This window comes from Halomonas sp. MCCC 1A11062, assembly GCF_021404355.1.
In the GTDB taxonomy this organism is placed as follows: domain Bacteria; phylum Pseudomonadota; class Gammaproteobacteria; order Pseudomonadales; family Halomonadaceae; genus Halomonas; species Halomonas aerodenitrificans.
In genome coordinates this window covers 1-15,548 of sequence record NZ_JABFTW010000032.1, presented here as the reverse complement: position 1 = coordinate 15,548, position 15,548 = coordinate 1, and the positions used below count along the sequence as shown (strand labels likewise).

Annotated in this window: 21 protein-coding genes; 13 read left to right on the top strand and 8 right to left on the bottom strand. The window is 62.6% G+C overall.

Annotated elements, in window-relative coordinates:
- The first annotated feature begins 92 nt into the window (after positions 1-92).
- Both nikR and HOP58_RS21090 read left to right on the top strand, forming a co-directional pair.
- A complete protein-coding gene (gene nikR, locus HOP58_RS21095; RefSeq protein ID WP_010626737.1) occupies positions 93-500 on the top strand; it encodes a nickel-responsive transcriptional regulator NikR in 408 nt (135 codons plus the stop codon).
- 5 nt (positions 501-505) lie between these two features.
- The gene (locus HOP58_RS21090; RefSeq protein WP_234261555.1) at positions 506-988 is read left to right on the top strand and encodes a metallophosphoesterase family protein; all 483 of its coding nucleotides are present in this window, start codon (positions 506-508) and stop codon (positions 986-988) included.
- A gap of 14 nt (positions 989-1,002) precedes the next feature.
- Here HOP58_RS21090 and HOP58_RS21085 read toward each other — a convergent pair whose 3' ends face one another.
- Entirely contained in the window at positions 1,003-1,842 is an 840-nt protein-coding gene (locus tag HOP58_RS21085) for an SDR family oxidoreductase (protein WP_234261553.1), read from the bottom strand.
- A 104-nt stretch (positions 1,843-1,946) separates the two neighbouring features.
- On the opposite strand from HOP58_RS21085, the gene HOP58_RS21080 reads away from it, so the two are divergent.
- Both HOP58_RS21080 and HOP58_RS21075 read left to right on the top strand, forming a co-directional pair.
- A complete protein-coding gene (locus HOP58_RS21080) occupies positions 1,947-2,861 on the top strand; it encodes a LysR family transcriptional regulator (RefSeq protein ID WP_234261551.1) in 915 nt (304 codons plus the stop codon).
- A 97-nt stretch (positions 2,862-2,958) separates the two neighbouring features.
- Entirely contained in the window at positions 2,959-3,321 is a 363-nt protein-coding gene (locus HOP58_RS21075; RefSeq protein ID WP_234261549.1) for a hypothetical protein, read from the top strand.
- A 3-nt stretch (positions 3,322-3,324) separates the two neighbouring features.
- Here HOP58_RS21075 and HOP58_RS21070 read toward each other — a convergent pair whose 3' ends face one another.
- Positions 3,325-3,942 (bottom strand): LysE family translocator, encoded by a 618-nt coding sequence (locus tag HOP58_RS21070; RefSeq protein ID WP_234254325.1) that lies wholly within the window; start codon positions 3,940-3,942, stop codon positions 3,325-3,327.
- Positions 3,943-4,095: 153 nt separating this feature from the next.
- On the opposite strand from HOP58_RS21070, the gene HOP58_RS21065 reads away from it, so the two are divergent.
- Together HOP58_RS21065 and HOP58_RS21060 are read left to right on the top strand one after the other, a co-directional pair.
- Positions 4,096-4,926, top strand: coding sequence for an AraC family transcriptional regulator (locus HOP58_RS21065; protein ID WP_234261547.1), 831 nt, complete (start codon positions 4,096-4,098; stop codon positions 4,924-4,926).
- 59 nt (positions 4,927-4,985) lie between these two features.
- On the top strand, positions 4,986-5,597 hold the full coding sequence (locus HOP58_RS21060) for a LysE family transporter (RefSeq protein ID WP_234261545.1): 612 nt from the start codon (positions 4,986-4,988) through the stop codon (positions 5,595-5,597).
- 20 nt (positions 5,598-5,617) lie between these two features.
- Here HOP58_RS21060 and HOP58_RS21055 read toward each other — a convergent pair whose 3' ends face one another.
- Positions 5,618-6,010, bottom strand: coding sequence for a GFA family protein (locus HOP58_RS21055; protein ID WP_234261543.1), 393 nt, complete (start codon positions 6,008-6,010; stop codon positions 5,618-5,620).
- Between the two features lie 198 nt (positions 6,011-6,208).
- Here HOP58_RS21055 and nfsA point away from each other — a divergent pair, with 198 nt between their 5' ends.
- Entirely contained in the window at positions 6,209-6,940 is a 732-nt protein-coding gene (gene nfsA, locus HOP58_RS21050) for an oxygen-insensitive NADPH nitroreductase (protein WP_234261541.1), read from the top strand.
- A gap of 19 nt (positions 6,941-6,959) precedes the next feature.
- Here nfsA and HOP58_RS21045 read toward each other — a convergent pair whose 3' ends face one another.
- Together HOP58_RS21045 and HOP58_RS21040 are read right to left on the bottom strand one after the other, a co-directional pair.
- Positions 6,960-7,724 (bottom strand): helix-turn-helix domain-containing protein, encoded by a 765-nt coding sequence (locus tag HOP58_RS21045; RefSeq protein ID WP_234261539.1) that lies wholly within the window; start codon positions 7,722-7,724, stop codon positions 6,960-6,962.
- A gap of 72 nt (positions 7,725-7,796) precedes the next feature.
- Positions 7,797-8,330 (bottom strand): Mpo1-like protein, encoded by a 534-nt coding sequence (locus HOP58_RS21040; RefSeq protein ID WP_234261537.1) that lies wholly within the window; start codon positions 8,328-8,330, stop codon positions 7,797-7,799.
- 203 nt (positions 8,331-8,533) lie between these two features.
- Between HOP58_RS21040 and HOP58_RS21035 the strand changes: the two genes are divergently transcribed.
- The 4 genes from HOP58_RS21035 (at position 8,534) to HOP58_RS21020 (ending at position 10,823) form a co-directional block, all read left to right on the top strand.
- A complete protein-coding gene (locus HOP58_RS21035) occupies positions 8,534-9,724 on the top strand; it encodes an EAL domain-containing protein (RefSeq protein ID WP_234261535.1) in 1,191 nt (396 codons plus the stop codon).
- A 106-nt stretch (positions 9,725-9,830) separates the two neighbouring features.
- Positions 9,831-10,121, top strand: a complete 291-nt coding sequence (locus HOP58_RS21030) for a nucleotidyltransferase family protein (protein ID WP_234261533.1) — start codon at positions 9,831-9,833, stop codon at positions 10,119-10,121.
- Complete coding sequence (locus tag HOP58_RS21025) at positions 10,114-10,464, top strand: DUF86 domain-containing protein (protein ID WP_026037910.1); 351 nt, start codon at positions 10,114-10,116, stop codon at positions 10,462-10,464. The genes HOP58_RS21030 and HOP58_RS21025 overlap by 8 nt, the downstream gene beginning before the upstream one ends.
- 17 nt (positions 10,465-10,481) lie before the next feature.
- Positions 10,482-10,823 carry a DUF427 domain-containing protein gene (locus HOP58_RS21020; protein WP_234261532.1) on the top strand — a complete coding sequence of 114 codons (342 nt, stop codon included), beginning with the start codon at positions 10,482-10,484 and terminating at the stop codon, positions 10,821-10,823.
- Positions 10,824-10,858: 35 nt separating this feature from the next.
- Here the strand turns inward: HOP58_RS21020 and HOP58_RS21015 are convergent, their stop codons facing one another.
- The 3 genes from HOP58_RS21015 to HOP58_RS21005 all read right to left on the bottom strand — a co-directional run bounded on the left by HOP58_RS21015 (position 10,859) and on the right by HOP58_RS21005 (position 13,155).
- Positions 10,859-12,043: an MFS transporter gene (locus HOP58_RS21015; RefSeq protein ID WP_234261531.1), complete on the bottom strand. Its 1,185-nt coding sequence runs from the start codon at positions 12,041-12,043 to the stop codon at positions 10,859-10,861.
- Complete coding sequence (locus HOP58_RS21010; RefSeq protein WP_234261530.1) at positions 12,040-12,606, bottom strand: TetR/AcrR family transcriptional regulator; 567 nt, start codon at positions 12,604-12,606, stop codon at positions 12,040-12,042. The genes HOP58_RS21015 and HOP58_RS21010 overlap by 4 nt, the downstream gene beginning before the upstream one ends.
- 213 nt (positions 12,607-12,819) lie before the next feature.
- A complete protein-coding gene (locus tag HOP58_RS21005) occupies positions 12,820-13,155 on the bottom strand; it encodes a hypothetical protein (protein ID WP_234261529.1) in 336 nt (111 codons plus the stop codon).
- 277 nt (positions 13,156-13,432) lie between these two features.
- On the opposite strand from HOP58_RS21005, the gene HOP58_RS21000 reads away from it, so the two are divergent.
- Together HOP58_RS21000 and trxC are read left to right on the top strand one after the other, a co-directional pair.
- Positions 13,433-14,452, top strand: a complete 1,020-nt coding sequence (locus HOP58_RS21000) for a Tat pathway signal protein (RefSeq protein WP_234261528.1) — start codon at positions 13,433-13,435, stop codon at positions 14,450-14,452.
- A gap of 182 nt (positions 14,453-14,634) precedes the next feature.
- Entirely contained in the window at positions 14,635-15,069 is a 435-nt protein-coding gene (trxC, locus tag HOP58_RS20995) for a thioredoxin TrxC (protein ID WP_234261527.1), read from the top strand.
- Positions 15,070-15,548 lie beyond the last annotated feature (479 nt).

Here is a 15,548-nt window from a genome sequence, read left to right as displayed (position 1 = left end):
CGATCTGGGCGGCGGTGTCATGGCTGGCGTATCCTGTGGCTTTCGCGGGCGGCGATACGGCGCGTCCAGTCACAGCCGGCAGCGGAGGAGCCATGCACAGAATCACCATCACCATCGACGACGGGCTCATGGCGGAGCTGGACCGCATGATCGAGCAGCGGGGCTACCCCAACCGCTCGGAAGCGATCCGTGACCTGGCGCGAGCGGGAATGAAAGAGGCTGCGCGGGCCGAGGGGCAGGAGAGTAGCTGCGTCGGCGTGCTCAGCTACGTCTACGATCACGAGGCCCGCGACCTGGCCCGCCGTCTGACCCGTTCGCACCACGACCATGTCGACCTCACGGTCGCCTCGCTGCACGTGCATCTCGACCCGGAGCGCTGCCTGGAAGTGAGCATTCTCAAGGGCAACACTCACGACGTGCGACACTTCGCCGACAGCATCACCTCGCAGCGCGCCGTGGCGCATGGCGAACTCCAGGTCATCCCCACGCAGCTGGATTGAACGCCATGCACACCTTCGTCAGTGACAAGCCGGTAGGGGTCATCAGCGATACCCACGGCCTGCTGCGCCCCGAGGCGCTCACTCTGCTCGAGGGCTGCGAGCTGATCGTGCATCTCGGTGACGTGGGCGCGGGCGACGAGGACGCCACCCTTCTCGAGCGGCTGGCCGAGCTGGCGCCCACCTTCGCGGTGCGTGGCAACATCGACACCGCCCCCTGGGCCGAGGCGCTGCCGACGACGCTGGATCTCAGCGTCAACGGCTGGCACCTGCATCTCACGCATATCCTGCAGGAGCTCGGCCCGGCCACACCCTGCGATGCGGTACTTCACGGCCACTCCCACAAGCCGCGCAACGAGTGGCAGGATGGCCGGCTGCTGTTCAATCCCGGCGCAGCCGGCAAGCGCCGCTTTCGCCTGCCCATCACCCTGGGCAAGCTGTGGGCCGACGAGCACGGCCTGCGGGGCGCCATCCTGCATTTGCCGCTGTAAAGGCCGAGAGAAAGTCAGTCGACATCGGCCGCAAAGGCCACGTCGCGCTGTGCCTCGAGCATACGGAGCCGCTCTTCCAGCGCCTGCTTGATGCCGGTATACGCTGAACTGCCGAGTGCTAGCCGCACGAGTGGCTGCATGGGTGGCTGCGCCGCGTCGGCGGCGGCGATCATGGCGTCTACCGTCCTTTCGGCATCGCCCTTTATCTCGAAGCTACCATCTGCCACGGCGCGCCTGACATCGCCCGCCGGCGTGGCGTCATAGGCCGCCATCGGTTCCCCGCGCACCAGCCCGGCGGCGAAGTCGGTGGCGGTGGGGCCCGGTTCGACAATGATGAAGTCGACCCCGAACGGCGCCACGTCCTGCGCCGTCGCCTCGACGAAGCCTTCGATGCCCCACTTGGTGGCGTGATATAGCGAGAAGTTGGGGTAGGCCTTCTGGCCGCCTTCGGAGGAGACCTGCACGATGCGCCCGCCGCCCTGGTCGCGCAGGTAGGGCAACACCGCGCGAATGAGCTGAATCGAACCGGTAAGGTTGGTGGCGATCTGGTGTTCGATCTGTTCGTCGCTGAGTTCTTCGGCGGCACCGAAGAGCCCATAGCCGGCATTGGATACCACCACATCGATTCTTCCCATGCGCTCGAAGGCCTGGTGGGTGACCTCGCGGATCCCAGCCACATCGGTAAGATCGAGTTTCAGTACCAGCAGGCGTTCGCCATGGGTCTGCTGCAGTTCGTCGAGCACGCCTTCCCGGCGCAGCGTGGCAACCACGCGATCACCACGCGCCAGCAGGCGCTCCGTCATCAGGCGGCCGAGGCCTGAAGAGGCTCCGGTAATCAACCATGTCTTGTTCATCGTTTCGTTCCTTCCTTCGGTGGATTGACGAAACCATGGTCGCGCTTCCGATTGGAACGCAGAAGTAGGCTACTGTTGTATGAACTCGTGAGAGAAATTCACCAATGAGCAAGCCAAGCATATCCAAGCCAGCCCTGGCCGATCTGGAAGCCTTTGCGGTGGTGGCTGCCGAACGCAGCTTTCGACGCGCCGCCGACGTCATCGGTGTCTCGCGCTCGGCGCTGAGCCACCGTATGCGGCATCTGGAAGAGCAGCTCGGCGTGCGGCTGCTGCATCGCACTACCCGCAGCGTTTCCCTGACCGATGCCGGTAGCCGGTTCCTGGCGCGCATCACGCCCACGCTGAGGGAGCTGAATGCCACGCTGGACACCCTCGCCGACGACCGCGGCGAGCCCGGCGGCGTGCTGCGCATCAACGCCAGCAGGGCAGCGGCCCGGCTGCTGCTTGCCTATGTAGTACCGGCTTACCTGCGCCGCTATCCGGCGGTAGAGCTCGATCTCGTCAGCGAAGGGCGCCTCGTCGACATCGTCGAACAGGGCTTCGACGCCGGGGTGCGGCTGGGCGAGGCGGTACCCCAGGACATGATTGCGGTGAAGCTGGGCGCTGCCATGCGCTTCCTGGCGGTGGCCTCGCCGGATTACCTGCACCGCTTCGGCACGCCAAGTGTGCCCGACGATCTGCACAAGCATCGCTGCATCCGCCAACGGCTGCCCAGCGGCAAGCGCTACCGTTGGGAGTTCGAGCGGCGAGGTCAGGAGATCGCCATCGACTCTCCCGGCGCGCTGACGCTCGACGACAACGAACTCATGGTCGAAGCGGCAGCCGACGGCCTCGGCATTGCCTACGTGCCCGAGATCGTGGCCAGCGAGCGCCTCGCCTCAGGGCAGCTCGTGGCGTTGCTCGAAGCCTGGAGCCCGCCTTATCCCGGCTTGATGCTCTATTACCCCGGGCACCGCCACGTGCCCGCTGCACTGCGCGCCTTCATCGATATGTTGAAAACATCAGAAGTTCAGGCGTGATGTGCCACTATCTGGTGCTGGTAGGAGTGGGTATGATCCGTTTCCGAGCATTATCAGGGTCCCCTTGGAAAATATATCGAGCTTGTCAGGTGCTTAAATGACCCGGTTTTTTCTCTTTTTACTTCTTGGCTTGTTTCCGTTGCTGGCGCATGCGGAGGTGGCTGACAAGGTGGCGAGCCAAGGTGGGATGCTGTTGTTTCTGAGTGTTCTGTTTTTGATTTTTCTTCTTGTAGTTAAGGTTCGTAGCCATTGGTTGCTATGGCCTTATGCCGCTTTTCTTCTCTTTTGTATTGTTGGGGAAATCGATTTCATCATGATCGATGATGAAATTTTTCATATGGCGATAAACGAGCTTGGCTCTTCATACAGGTATGCGGCCTATGCTCACTTGGTGTCATTGATACTGCTCCTCGTATCGACGTTCTATTTCTTTTCCAGGAGTAGAGCTTCCCGACGGTGAAAATTACTCTCTCCTTGCCACCAGCAGGCCGATGCCGGCGCTCGCCAACAGGCTTGCGCAGGCGCGGTTGAACAGCCGGCGCATCGTGGGGCGCGAGAACCAGTGGCGCAGAAAGGCGCCGAAGCAGGCGTAACCGATGATGGCCACCCATTCGAGCACCAGGAACAGGGCGCCCAGAATCAGGAACTGGAAGGCGACGTCGCCGTCTGGCGTAACGAACTGAGGCAGGAACGCCGTGAAGATCAGGATCGCCTTGGGATTGCCGGCGGCGAGCAGGAACTCCTGCCGGCTCAGGCCCCAGAGCCCCATCGGGGCGGCGGCCATGCCCTCGTCGCTACTCTCGGCGCCCCACAGCTGGTAGGCCAGCCAGAATAGGTAGCCGGCGCCGAGTACCTTGATGAGCAGGAACAGCTTCTCGGAGGTGTAGAGCACGGTAGCCAGGCCCGAGGCGGCGAGGGCGATCATCACCACGAAAGCCGCCAGGCGCCCGATGCCGGCCAGGCAAGCCATGCGCACACCATAGCGTTTGGCGTTGCTCATAGAGAGCAAGTTATTGGGGCCCGGCGCCATGTTCAGAGCGAAGCAGGCCGGCACGAAGAGCAGCAGGGTCAGCAAGTCCATTTGGGCCACCAGAGGGTGCGGTTCGGCTTTCGATTTTGCATCACAGCTCCTGTGGACTGAAGCAAGGTCACTATCTTTTTGCGCAATAATGTCCAAGCCCTAGTCCTTGGCTGGGCCTAAGCTAGGCCATAGTGGTGTTCAGAGAGGTGTGGCATGGCCAAGCAATCCAGCCAGTTCGACTACCACAAGAGCTGGCAAGTACCCGGGCTCACGGTGCTCCAAGCGTCGCTGAGCGATTTCAGCTACGACCGCCATGCGCATGAAGAGTACGCCTTCGGCGTGACCCTTACCGGGCGGCAGGACTTCTTCAGCGGCGGTGAGTTTCATCGTAGCCCGCCCGGCAACGTCATCCAGTTCAACCCCGATCAGGTACACGACGGTCATCCTGGTGACGGCACCACGCTGGGCTACGTAATGATCTATGTGCCCACTGCCCAGCTTGAGGCCTCATTCGCCGATGCGGCGGGATGCGAGCGTGCCGCCCGGTTTCATGGGCGAGAGACCCTGCTGGACGACCCCCAGCTGCGCCACGCCATTCTCGACCTCGCCCAACTGATGATCGACCGGCAAGGCACGCGCATCGACCAGGAGCACGCCCTGCACCGCATGGCGACGCGCCTGGTGCAGCGTGCCGGCAAGTTCCAGCCCGGCGGCAGGGTGAGTCGCCCCGATACACTGCTGCTGCGTGCCAAGGAGTACATCCTCGCGCACCTGGAAACGGATCTTTCGCTGGACGAGATCAGTCAGGCCGCCCACCTCTCCAAGTACCACTTCCTGCGCCTGTTCCGCCAGCAGTTCGGTATCACGCCGCACCAGTACGTGCTGAGCTGCCGGGTCAACGCCGCGCGCAGCGCCCTTGAATCCGGCGTGGCGCCCTCCGAGGTGGCGTTCCGCTACGGCTTCACCGACCTCAGCCACTTCAACCGCCGCTTCAAACGCATCTACGGCAAGACGCCATATCAGTACCAGCGCAGCGTGACCTAGCAGCGCTGAATTCCGGCCGCTCGGCCACACACGAAACACCATCTATCGGAGAGACTCCCATGGAGATCGTCGCCTATGCTCTGGGCGTCATGTACACGCCTGGGCCCGTGAACCTGCTCGGCCTGCATGCCGGGCTCAATGGTCAGGCGAGGACATCGCTCGGCTTCTTCCTCGGTGTGGGGCTGGCCATGCTCACGCTATTCCTGCTGTTCGGCTGGGCCGGGGCGGCCTGGGTGCGCGGCGACATGCTCGCCGTGGTGGGGGCGGTGGGGTGCGGCTACATTCTCTACCTGGCGCTCAAGGTCGTCCGCTCGAGCGTTGACCTCAACCGGGTGCGTGAGGCGCCACGTGTCATGAGCTTCCGCGATGGCTTGATCATGCAGCTGTGCAACCCCAAGGCCATGCTCGCGACCCTGCCTATTGCCACCATCCAGTTTCCTGCCGCCGGCATCCACGGTGTGAGCCTGCTGTTCTGGTCGCTCGGGCTGGCTGCGCTGGCCTTCGGTGCCCCCGGTAGCTATGCCCTGATGGGCGTCGTGCTCGGCCAGCGCCTGGAAAATCCAAGGCTGCTGAAAGGCTTCAGCCTCGCCATGGCCGCGCTGCTGGTGTGGGTTGCGATCACCATCGGCTATGAGCACGTGTGGCTGCCTCTGGCCTCGGGCACATTTTGAGAGACCTGTTCAATGCGCGGCTACTCCTCAATCCGTCCCGTGGCGTCGCGGTCGCAGTCATAGCGCTTCATGTACGGGAACGGCGGCAGCCAGGCCTCGCGGCGCACGACCCAGCTCTCATAAGTGGGCATCAGTTGATCCGGGGTATCCAGGGTGCCCAGGTGAACTTCGATTTCGTCGTCGCTGCGTGCGAAAACCGACGAGCCGCAGCGAGGGCAGAAGAGGCGCCCGTTGTAGTCGCGCACTTCGCCCTCTATCGTCACCGCCTCCTGGGGGAACACCGCCGAGGCGTAGAAGAGCGCACCATGGTGCTTACGGCAGTCCAGGCAGTGACAAATGCCGACCCGGTACGGGCGTCCCGACGCCTCGACTCGAACGTTGCCGCAAAGGCAACCGCCGGTGTATCGCTCCATGCTAGGCCTCCCTTGTATTGATTGACCTTGTATCGACTGATCGCTCAGCGAGAAGAGGGCTGAGTACCCTTCAGAGGTGATAACGCAAGGGTAGCGCTTTGTTGGAGTTCGCCTGAAACCACGCCTGTAAAAATGCAAAGCGCGCCGGAATGAAAGATAATAAGCAGGTTAACGAATGACAGGCACCCGCGAGGCGACATGAATTCCACCATCGAACTGCTGAAATCCCATCGCTCGATTCGCAAATTCACCGACCAGAAGATCCCCCACGAGCTGCTGATCGAGCTGATTCGCGCCGGTCAGGCCGCCGCGACCTCCAATCATGTGCAGGCTTACACCGTCATCCACGTGAAGGACCCGGCCAACCGCGAGAAGATCGCCGAGCTGGCCGGCGGGCAGTCGTACGTGGCCACCGCTTCCGACTTCCTGGTGTTCTGTGCCGACATGAAGCGACCCACCGAGGCAGCCGAACGCAGCGGTGCCAACGTCGTGCGCGGCATGACCGAGCAACTGGTGGTGGCCAGTGTGGATGCTGCCCTGATGGCACAGAACGTGGTCATTGCCGCCGAATCCGAAGGGCTCGGGATCTGCTACATCGGCGGCATCCGCAACAACCCCCAGGCCATCAGCGATCTTCTGCATCTGCCCGAGCACGTCTACCCGGTGTTCGGCTTGTGCCTCGGCTATCCGGCTGCCGATCCGGACGTCAAACCACGCTTGCCGGTGGAAGCGATCCTCAAGGAGGATTATTACACTGACGACAGCGAGCTGGTGGCCGCCTTCGACGACGCCATGCAGAGCTACTACGGCGAGCGCCGCGGCGGCAACAAGGACTCCAACTGGTCGAAGAACCTCTCCCCGCTGTTCAGCAGCAAGCTGCGCGCCCATATGCGCGAGTTCCTCACCAAGCGTGGCTTCGAGATGAAGTGAGCCAGTCCGACGCTGCCGCTCAACCCGCTTCGCTGCAGCGACAGATGTGGAACTGCCCGGTACCGATATACGCCGATGGCAGGGCATCGAACATGTCCCGGGCCGTGCGTACCAGATGCGGCTGGTCGTAGAAGCCCGCTTCCGCGGCCAGGGTGGAGAGAGTCATGCCCGGCTGCCAGCGGGCCATGGCGCGGGTGATCTTCAGGTACAGCAGAAAGCGCCGCAGCGTCACCCCCATTTGCTCGCGGAACAGGTGCGTGAGTCGCGAGGCGGAGATTCCGGCACGCTCGGCCAGCGCCGTGGCATCCAGCCGTTCCGGCAGGGTCTCACGCAGGTAGTGGCAGATATCTGCGATGCGCGGGTCCAGCGGCAGTGGCGGCCCGCCGGTAGCGGCCAGAAAGCGCGCCAGATTGGCCGCAAGGGCACGGCAATCGGCGCTGTGGGCCAGTGCCCGGGCTTCTTCCTCGGCCAACGGCAGGTCCATGCTGGCTTGCCCTGCCAGGCTGCCTGCCAAGCGGCGCCAGGCATCGCTGTCCGGGTCGAGCTGAGCCACCAGCATGGTGGTCTGCCCAGGGTTCAGGGCCTGGGATACGTCCGGTGCCACCACCGCCGCCCGGGTTTGGCGGCGTGCCCCTTCCACTTGCAGCTCGAACGTTCCATCCAGCCCCAGCAGCAACGACGCACTCACGTGGCGGTGTGCCCGGTTGGCCGGCAGACGGCCGAGCAGCATCCAGCGGTCGTTCCACAGGTAGAGAGTGCCGCGTAGCGGCGAGGTATCCGTCACAGGCGATCCATGGCTATCGATCCATAACGCCGAGGATACGCCATTCAAGAAGCGGATGCCGGTACGGCAGGCTTAATGCCCGGCCGGGCGCGGCACGCGTAGCCCCAGCCTGTGCGCCACTTCGAAGGTGACGAAGATCGGGCCGATCAGCAGAAAGACCACGTCTTCGATGAACGACGGCTTCTTGCCTTCCACCTTATGACCCCACACCTGCAGCGCCCATGCCGCCACCCAGACGATCAGCGAGATCCAGAACAGCGACCACCCTGCGTTCAGGATGGCGAAAATGCCCAGCACGGAAAGGGCGAACCAGGCGAGCATCATCACAAAGACACCGAAGGAGAGACGCAGATAGACCAGGCTGGCCAGCACGCCCAGCAGGGTGGCGCCATTGACCCACTCGGCCGTACCGCCTTCCAGGCCCAGCCAGCGGCCAAGCGGCACCAACCACAGCAGGCCCAGGGTGGAAAACAGAATGGCCGGCACGCAGACGATGTGCACCCACTGGTTCACCGGATGGCGATGGCTCTCGCCGTAGTCGTCGAGAAACTGCTGCAGGTTACGCATGGTCATGCCCTCGTTGTTCTTGGCAGGGGTCATGCTCATGCTAGGCGCGTCAGAGGGGCGCTGCCTTGTATGCAACCGCTACGGTGTGGCTGGTAGCCGCGCCCACTTGGGGCCGGTGAACTGGTGCATGACAAACCACACTTAGGTGCTAGGCTTAATCCCATAACGAATAATGATAACCCCTACGCAAGGGATGCCCTATGGGAAGTGGAGTATTCGACGTAACAGGTGGACGTCTGTTATTGGATGTCGCCCAGGGTCTGGACGAGCTTGCCGAAGCGTCCACCGAAGATGCCCTACTCGAGATCCTGCATGCTATTCGTACCCACTTCGGTATGGATGTGGCCTTTATTTCAGAATTCAAAGACGAAAGGCGATTTTTTCGCTTCGTGGATGAAGCAGCTCCTTTTCTGGAAGTGGGAGCGTCGGACCCTCTCGAGGAAAGCTACTGCAAGCGGGTTCTGGAGGGCAGGTTGCCGGAGGTGGTCCCGGATGCACGACAGGAGGCAGCGGCGCTGGAACTGGCAATCACGCTCGAGTTGCCGGTAGGCGCCCACCTCAGCGTGCCCATACGTCTGAAGAATGGCAGTATTTTCGGCACGCTATGCTGCTTCTCTCGCCAACCCGACGCCACACTGAACGAGCGTGACCTGGCGATGATGCGTGTGTTGGCCGACTTTGCCGGGCGGCAGCTCGAGCGACAGCGTGAACGTCAAGAGCGGCAGAAGAGTGCCGAGGCGAGAATATGCGATGTGCTCGAGCACCGTCACTTTCATATCGTGTTCCAGCCCATGCACGATCTCGTCGAACAGCGCATTGCCGGCTATGAAGCGCTGTCGCGTTTCGTTGTCGAGCCACATCGGGGACCCGACAAGTGGTTCGAGGAAGCGGCCTTGGTGGGGTTGCGAGAGGAGCTGGAGCTGGCCGCTATCGAAATGGCGTTGGAGGCGCTGCCCGCGCTACCCCAGGCGTCCTACCTGTCCCTCAACGTTTCCCCGGCCACCATCCTGTCCGGCCGGCTTGCCGATCTTCTCGGCCCCTATCCGCTCGAGCGTCTCATGCTCGAGCTGACCGAGCACGATATCGTCGAAGACTACGAAGGACTTTTCGAAGCACTGGTCGAGATGCGCAGGCAGGGGCTCAGGTCGGCCATCGACGATGCGGGCGCCGGCTATGCCAGCTTTCGCCACATACTGCATCTGGCACCGAACGTCATCAAGCTCGATCGATCCCTGGTCCACGGCATAGACAAGCGCTCCGACAGCCGCGCGTTGACCGCCGCCCTGGTTGGCTTCACCAATGAGACGGGCAGCCGGCTGCTTGCCGAGGGCGTCGAGACACAGGCCGAGCTGGAAGTACTGCGAGACATTGGAGTGCGCAAGGCGCAGGGCTACCTGCTGGGTCGCCCGGGCCAGTTGCCTGCCCAAGGCTGAGTCTCCAGGTCTTGGCATGCTGGGGATTTCGCTACCCCATGGTAGGCTATGCTGAGAGCGTGAAAAGCATGAAGCGCGAAACCTCGACGCATAGGGGGATCGAGATATGAACAGAACCAAGACTTTGCAGCTGTTACGGGATCACTTACCGTCTCTTTGTCGTGAGTACGGAGTAACCTCCTTGCGGCTTTTTGGTTCCATGTCTCGCGATGAGGCCCGTGATGACAGCGATATTGATATCTTGGTGAGCTTTGACGGCCCGGCGACCTCCGCTCGTTATTTCGGGGTGCAGTTTTATCTTGAGGATTTGCTGGGGCATCCGGTTGATCTCGTGACCGACAAGGCGCTTCGTCCCGAACTCAAGCCTTATATCGAGCGCGAGGCTGTGCGTGTCTAAGACACATCCGATGCGTGAATGGCGCTTCTATATTAATGATATGATCGGCTTCGCCGAGAAAGTTCTGTCTTACACGGAAGGCTTGGATCAAGACGGCTTTATCAATAACGACCTTACCTATGATGCTACGCTTCGTAATCTTGAGCTCATTGGCGAAGCGGCTACTCGCATTCCGGAAGAAATTCGTCAGCGGTATCCGGAAATACCATGGCGGTTGATCGTCGCCACTAGGAATCGCCTAATACATGCTTATCTGGGAATTGATGACGATACCGTATGGAGCATCATTCAGGACAATATTCCTAAGCTTTTGGAGCAGTTACGTACAATCAAAACCCAGTAGATGGGCGAGACGAAGCGATGACCTCTACCGAGCCCCGTATTACTCTGAATCCGCAGCGACACCGTGTGCAGGTATTGATCGGCGACACCCTGCTTGCCGATACCACCCGTGTCCTCGAGCTGCGCGAACGTGGTTATCCGCCTCGACTCTATATTCCCCGCGAAGACGTGCGAATGGACCTCCTGAGCCGCTCCGAGACCGTGACCCACTGCCCGTTCAAGGGCGATGCCGCCTACTTCTCGTTCGGCGAACAGGCCGATGTGGCGTGGAGCTACGAGCAACCGCTGGAAGGCATGGAGACGATTGCGGAATACCTGGCCTTCGACGACGACAAGGCAAACGTGGCAGAAGATCGCTAGAGGGTAGGCCGCGGCGGCCTGGGCTCAACGACTCGCTACCCCGGCGCACGTACGTCGACAGCGACTCTCTCCTTCAACAGCCACGCACCCAGCCCGGCGACGGCTAGCCCCAGGGCGGCGAAGAGCAGGAAGGTGTTGCCATGGCCCTGGGCCCCGACCAGCCAGCCGGCCAGCGGGGAGCCGGCGACCTGGCCGACCGAGGTGGCGAGCAGTGGCAGCACCGGGCCGACGGCAGGCGCTTCTTCCATGATCTCGATTCCCCTGACCAGATAGAACCCGGTAAGGGTCATGTACCCGGCGCCGAACAGGGCCGCAGACGCCAGAGCGAAAGGGAAATGGTCGGGGGCGAGGGCCAGCAGAACCAGACCGGCGGAGAGTGCCACCAAACCAGCGGCATGGCTGAACACCGACCCGAATCGCGTGATGAGATCACCAGCGCCAACGCCTGTCAGTCCGCCGAGGCCGACTGCCAGCCACATCCAGGCGGTCTGGCTCGGCCCCAATCCACCGGCGGCGATCGCCGCATCGGGAGCAAACACCCAGTAAGCCGCACTCACGCACCCCATGCCGGCGGCCAGGCCGCTCAGCCGAGTGATGGCGTGCCACTGCTCTCGGCTCACCGGCAGGGCCGCGAGGGAAGGCAGCGATGACGGGACAGGGCGGTCGTCCCGGGGCAGGAAAAGGTAGGCCGCCAGTGCGCCCATGGCTGCCAAGGCGGCGAAGCCGATATAGGCGCTACGCCAGGCCTCCGCCCAGATCAGCACTGCGGGCATGGCCAGCGCGATGCCCACGCTGGTGCCCGCATTGATGGTGGCGTTGACCCGCCCACGCAGCCTCCCTGGCACCACCCGCGACACCGCTTCCGCCATCGCCGGTGAGGAAAGGCCGGTACTGATACCGCAGATCAGCACGCCGACCGCAAGCAGCAACGAGGAGGGTGCCAGGGCAATCGTCATCAGCCCGCCCCCGGCCAAGGCGGCCGCCGCAACGCCGGCACGGCGAACCCCGAGGCGCTGTGTCACCCAGGGGGCGGCGAGGATGGCAAAGACGAAGCTCAGGAACGGCAGAGCACCGATCACGCCCGCCATGCTCGAAGAGATCGTCAGCTCGTCGCGCATCGCAGGCAGGAACAGACCGAATACGAAGCGGGCCAGCCCGTAGGTGATGGCGATGACCCCGCTGCCGAGGGCGGCCATGCCAAGAGCGGAAAGGGGCCTCATGAGCTCACGCTCCGAGCCGCGTTGAGCAGGGCATCGACCACCGCCCGGGTGTCAGACAGAGCTGGCTGCATGCCCAGTAGCACCACCGCCGTGTTGCTGCCCTCCAGTACCACGAAGAGGCGTCGCGCCAAGTCGGCATGATGATCCAGACCATCGCGTGCCACAGCGGTTTCGATGCGTGCCAGCAGGTCACGCTTGGCGGAGATCGCCAGCGCATGAACCTCGGTGCTGTGCTCGGCAAACTCACCCATTGCCTTGACCATGATGCAGCCATGCTGGCTGCTGTGTTCCAGCCAGCGACCGTGTGCATCGACCAAGGCGCGTGTCGCTTGGCCGGGCGGGGCGACGGCGGTGGCCGCATCGAGGCTGGCGATGAAGCGCGCATGGCGCGTCTGCAGCACCGCCGCGACCAGCGCCTCCTTGGAGGCGAAGTGGTTGTAGAGCGTCATGCGTACCACTCCGGCTGCCGCCACGATGCGGTCGATGCCAGTGGCATGAAAGCCCTGCTCATAGAAGAGGCACTCGGCCGTGGCGAGCAGATGGTCGCGCTTGGAGGCGGGCATTCGGTGGCGCTCCTGTATTCAATCTACATAGATTGGGTTTATATAGACCGATCTATCTAAATGATAGCCATATCTAAAACCAGAGGAGCGGGAAGTGTCAAACGCTAAGCAGAAGGGCCGCTTTCCTCGGGAAAGCGGCCCTTCACGTCAAGACTTGCTTATCAAGCAGTCGGCACTCTTTGGTCGACGTGCTGGTAAATCCTTTGTCGGTCCCTAGGCGGCTCCCGACTCCCGGAAGTGGTGCCAGGCATGGTGATAGAGCACGCCGGCATAGCCGTTGCGCTGAATGACCTTGAGAATCTTGGCGGGGTTTTCCTCATCCAGGGCCTTGTGCAGTTTCGCCCGCTGCTCTTCGTCCAGGGCCTCATACCAGTGGTAGGGCTGCCCCTGGGCATTGCTATCCTCGGCCTTGCGCATCAGGTCCATTTCGATGCGCCCGCCGTGTCGATACAGGATATCGTAGCCCTCCTGCAGTTGAGTCGCCGGCACGTCGCACGGCTTTTCGAGACCTTCCAGCACGTTGTAGTAGTAATAGCTCAGCGGTTGCATGTGGCTCCTCCAGCGGTATGCCGTTGCTTGACTCTACCAACCTGCTTTCCACTCCCCATCCTGCCTGAGGCAAGGCGGCGGGCTCAATGGAAAAAATGTAAGCCATCCGTGCGCACCCGGGCGACTACGGCGAAGCCGCGCAGAGTGAGGCTCATCTCACTCCCTATCCTCGCTCTGGCTTCTGGGCGCTTACCCAAGCGCCACCTGGGCCCGCACCCGCTAAACTGAGGCAAGCAGAGGAGCTTCGTCAGGGTGGGTGGAGCAGGGGGAGCGGGCGATGAACTACGAACAGGTAGTGGCGAGTCTGTGGCGTCATGGTAGTGGGCAAGCGACCGATCGAGCCGCTCGGCTGAACGAACTCATTCGCTATGCCACCCTAGCCCCTTCCGGGCACAACACCCAGTGCTGGCGCTTCAGAGTCGCGGATGAGGCCATCACCATCCTGCCGGATCTTAGCCGGCGCACCCCGGTGGTCGATCCGGACGCCCACCATCTCTACGTCTCGCTGGGATGCGCGGCCGAGAACCTGAGCCTGGCGGCGCGGGCACTCGGCATGCAGGGCGAGGTCACGTTTCATGCCGAAGGCGACGGAGAAGTACGCGTGACGCTAGCACCCTGCCAGCCGGAGCGCTCCTCGCTGTTCGAGGCGATCCCGGCGCGGCAGTGCACCCGCACCGACTACGATGGCGCACCCGTTACCGACCAGGAGCTCTACCTGCTCCAGGGGGCCGGAACCGGAAATGGGGTCTCCATCAGCCTGCTGACCGAGCGACCGGCGATAGAGCAGGTGCTGGCCTTCGTGCTTCTGGCCAACAGCTTACAGATCCGTAGCCGGGCCTTCCGGCAGGAGCTCGAGGCCTGGATCCGTTTTGGCGAACGCGAGGCGCTCCTGAGTGGAGATGGACTATTCGCGCGTGCCATGGGCAGTCCCACCACACCGCGGTGGCTGGGCCGGTGGTTATTCCGCGCGCTGCTACGCCAAGGCTCCGAGAATGCCAAACTCGCCCGGCAAATACGCAGCTCCGCCGGCATTGCCGTGTTCATCTCCGAAGCCGACGACAGGGCTCACTGGGTGGAAGCCGGGCGCTGCTATCAGCGTTTCGCTCTGCAGGCGACGGCACTCGGTATCTGCAACGCCTTCATCAACCAGCCAGTCGAAGAGACGAGCATACGCCCGGCGTTCGCCGAAGCCTTGGGTATCGTCGGTGGGCGCCCCGACCTGGTGGTGCGGTTCGGCCGGGGCAGGGCGATGCCGCGCTCTCTGCGCAGGCCGGTGGAGGCGGTCCTTGTCCCATGACCCTGCAAACAGATCTCGCTTTGGCCTGTGAGCCGAATTACTCGTCTATTCGGCTCATGCGGTGAGCCGAATAATTCCGCCATTCGGCTCACCGGAGCATGCCGGCAGGAGTGTGCTTGGCTTTACTTCCAGCCCAGATGCCTCCATATCCTCGTCAATTCCACTTATCCCGGAGCCCAGCCATGTCCGATTCCCTGCATCTGGCCTGCCCCCACTGCCTGGCCATCAACCGCGTGGTCACGGCGCGTCTGCCCGCCTCGCGCTGCGGCAAGTGCAAGCAGGCAATGTTCAGCGGGGCGCCGCTGGAGCTCACCAGCGCCAACTACGCGGCGCTGATCGAGCGCAGCGAGCTGCCGGTGGTAGTGGACTTCTGGGCCAGCTGGTGCGGCCCCTGCAAGATGATGGCGCCGGTCTTTGCCCAGACCGCTGCCGAACTGGAGCCGCGCATCCGCTTCGCCAAGCTCGACACCGAGGCGGAACCGAGCTTGGCCGGGCGCTTCGGCATTCGCAGCATTCCCACGCTGATCGTGTTCAAGCAGGGACGTGAGATCGCCCGCCAGGCCGGGCTGATGCAGGGCTCACAGCTCAAGCGCTGGCTGGATCCACATCTCATCTAAGCCAGACCAATGTTGGCCTTGGTTGACCCTTGAGCCGAATGAGATAACAATTCGGCTCACCCAGTCATGCAGGGTCCCGCCATAAACGATTCAACCACGACGCCACTCTGGATTTGGTGGCAACCCGACTGGCACGCTTTTCACTTCGGCACTCCCTTATAGTATGGTGATGGCCGCCTGGTTCGCGCCATGGCCGACCAGCCGTCGACAACGGCGCGCGACTAAGGGTTTTCTGAGATCCCCCCTAGATGGACCGATCAACCTTCTTTAGATCTCCTCACGCTGACGCTACGCTTACGGTACATGGTCCAGATCGGTAGCAAGAGGAGCAACCCGGTGAGAGCGAGGAAGGCGGCACTTGAGTTATCGTCAAATCTGGTGGATGGCGATCAGGCCGCATTCCTGTCTGATTGATCAACCACTTGCTCCCCGTCCTGGAACTTGACGTTGCTGACGACCAGTTCCAGCTTCTGGAAGTG